5 protein-coding genes are annotated in these 2375 nt (G+C 73.2%); all 5 read left to right on the top strand.

Translation table 11 applies throughout. The annotated features are described in order from the left end of the window. On the top strand, positions 1-258 hold a 258-nt coding region (gene fliD / locus BGO22_RS16330), incomplete at its 5' end, for a flagellar filament capping protein FliD (protein WP_286851770.1). A 31-nt stretch (positions 259-289) separates the two neighbouring features. Beyond that, a complete protein-coding gene (gene fliS, locus BGO22_RS16335) occupies positions 290-676 on the top strand; it encodes a flagellar export chaperone FliS (protein WP_204743151.1) in 387 nt (128 codons plus the stop codon). Next, the gene (locus BGO22_RS16340; RefSeq protein ID WP_286851772.1) at positions 663-962 is read left to right on the top strand and encodes a hypothetical protein; all 300 of its coding nucleotides are present in this window, start codon (positions 663-665) and stop codon (positions 960-962) included. Before fliS ends, BGO22_RS16340 begins: the two co-directional genes overlap by 14 nt. 446 nt (positions 963-1408) lie before the next feature. Continuing rightward, positions 1409-1978 (top strand): flagellar hook-length control protein FliK, encoded by a 570-nt coding sequence (locus BGO22_RS16345; RefSeq protein WP_286851774.1) that lies wholly within the window; start codon positions 1409-1411, stop codon positions 1976-1978. Between the two features lie 23 nt (positions 1979-2001). After that, positions 2002-2375: flagellar basal body-associated FliL family protein (locus BGO22_RS16350; RefSeq protein ID WP_286851776.1), on the top strand; the 374-nt coding region annotated here is incomplete at its 3' end.

Consider the following 2375-nt stretch of genomic DNA (forward strand, 5'->3'; position numbering starts at 1 on the left):
CTGGGCAAGCGCTCGGGCGTGCTGGGCGCGGTGACCGATCACCTGGAGATCTGGACGAAATCCGGCACGGGCCAGCTCGCGCGCCGGCTGGACAACGTGCAGGTGCAGCAGAAGGACCTGACCCAGCGCCGCGACCGCCTGGACGAGCTGTTCAACGTGAACTACGAGCGCTACCTGCTGCAGTTCAGCCAGTTGCAGACCGTGCTGGGCCAGATGAACCAGACCTCCGGGCTGTTCGGCCAGCTCGGCGCCGCCTGAGCCCGGGTGGCACACCGACAAGAGGAACCCATTGAGCTACGACGCATACCAGAGCTACCAGGCCGTTGACCTGGGTGCCCAGACGGCGAAGGCCTCGCCGCTGGAGCTGGTGCTGATCCTGATGAACGGCTTGCTCGACGAGCTGGCCCGGGCCCGGGCGCACATCGAGCACGCGCGTTTCGAGGCCAAGGCCAACAGCCTGAACCGTTGCGTCGCCATGCTCAATGGCCTGTCCAGCGCGCTGGACACCGACGCCGGCGGCGAGGTGGTGGGCCAGCTCGCCGAGCTGTACGACTATTGCGCGCGCCGCGTGAACGAGGCCGGCATCCGCATGGACGTGGCGCTGATCGACGAAACCGCGCGCCTGCTGGGCACCGTGCGCGAAGGCTGGGAAGGGGTGCACGATGCCCGCGGATGAACGCGCCCACGCGCTCGATCTGGCGCGCCGCCTGCACGAGCGCATCCAGGCCGGCGACGTCGCCGCGCTGAGCGCGCTCGACCGCGAGATCGGCACGCTGCTGATCGGCCTGGCCGGTGCCCGTCCGCTCGACGCCGGCACCCGCTCGGCCTGCGCGCTGCTGCAGGCGGCGCACCAGCGCGCGCTGGCCCTGGTGCGGCGCGAACACGACGCGGTGCAGGCGCAACTGCTCGACCTGTGCGCGCACCGCGGCGGCCGCGACGCCTACGCCTTCGCCGCCGACTGAATAGGAGAACGCCATGAACGCCACCTTTGCGCTCGGCGCCACCGCACCCGTTACCCCGGTGGCCGAGGCCGTGCTGGCCCCCGGACTGTCCGATGGCCCCCGGCCGCTGTTCGCCCAGGTGTTGGGCCAGGCGCCGGCCGCCGACGGAGAACCCCCCGACGGCCGCGAGGCGCTGGACGCCGCCTTGTCGCCTTGGCTGATGGCGCTGGACTCGCAACAGGCGCCCGCGCTGCCGTTCACGCAGCCGTTCTCGCGCCTGCTGGGCGCCGCCGTGCGCGAAGCCCAGGGCGAGGACGAGGGCGCGGCCCCCTGGCGGGATGCCGATGCGGCCGGCGACGCCCGCCGCCCACTGGCCCCCCATGCCCTGGCCGGGCCCGTGGCCAGCGCGCGCCCGGCGGGCGCCGATGCCGGCCCCTGTCCGCCCCAGGCCCTGGCCGGATGCCGCCGTGGCGCGCGCCCTGCCGCCCGAGCTTGCCCTGGCGCTGGCCGCGCCCCGTGCGCGCGAGACCGCGCCCGCCTCGCCGGACGCCTTCGCGGCCGCATTCCACGCGAACGCGGGTCCTTCGGGGGGCGAGGCCATCGAACCGGTCGTTCGCCTGGACCCCGCGCGCAGCGAGCTCTGGCAGCGCCCGCTGGCGCAGGCCCTGGGCGATCGGCTGCAGTGGCAGGCCACGCAGGGTGTCGATCAGGCGCGCATCCGCCTCGATCCGCCCGCGCTCGGCCGCATCGAGATCGTGGTGCGCCAGGAAGGCGCGCAGCTGCAGGTGCAGCTCACGGCCTCCAGCCCCGAGGTGGCGCGCCAGCTCCAGCACATGGGCGAAGGCCTGCGCCAGGACCTGGGCCAGCGCCAGGGCCAGGGCCAGGGCGTGCAGGTGCAGGTGCAGGTGCACGAAGGCGGCGCGCAGGCCGATGCGCGCGGCCAGCCGCGCCAGGGCCAGCCCGCCCGCGAGGAGGCCGAACCCGGCCAGGCCCTGCGCAGCGAACACCGCGCCGGCCAGGCCTTCACGCTGGCCTGACCCCCACCGAACGAGCTTTCGACATGAGCAAGAAGATCTGGATTTCCCTGGCCGCTGGCGCCTTCGTGCTGCTGGGCGCCGGCAGCGGCCTGGCCGCCTGGCACTTCATGGGTCCGCCCGCCAGCGAGCCGGCCGCGCCCGTGGTCGACAAGCGCGAGTACCGCTACGTCTCGCTTGACAAGGTCATCGTCATGCTGCGCGCGCGCGAGGGCGGTCCGCTGAGCAACTACATGGCCGTGGACCTGGTGTTCAAAACCCCGGTCAAGGCCGAGGTCGTCACCAAGCAGCAGTTGCCCAAGCTGCGCAGCGTGGCCGTGGCCTCGCTGTCCGAGCTCACGCTGGAGCGGGCCAGCATGCTCAGCATCGCCGAACTCACCGACTTCCTGCAGCAGGCCTA

The organism is Hydrogenophaga sp. 70-12 (genome assembly GCF_001897365.1).
Lineage (GTDB): Bacteria > Pseudomonadota > Gammaproteobacteria > Burkholderiales > Burkholderiaceae_C > Hydrogenophaga > Hydrogenophaga borbori.

Excerpts from the sequence above, each read along its gene's own strand:
- BGO22_RS16340 (WP_286851772.1), top strand. The coding sequence starts at position 663 with ATGCCCGCGGATGAACGCGCCCACGCGCTCGATCTGGCGCGCCGCCTG.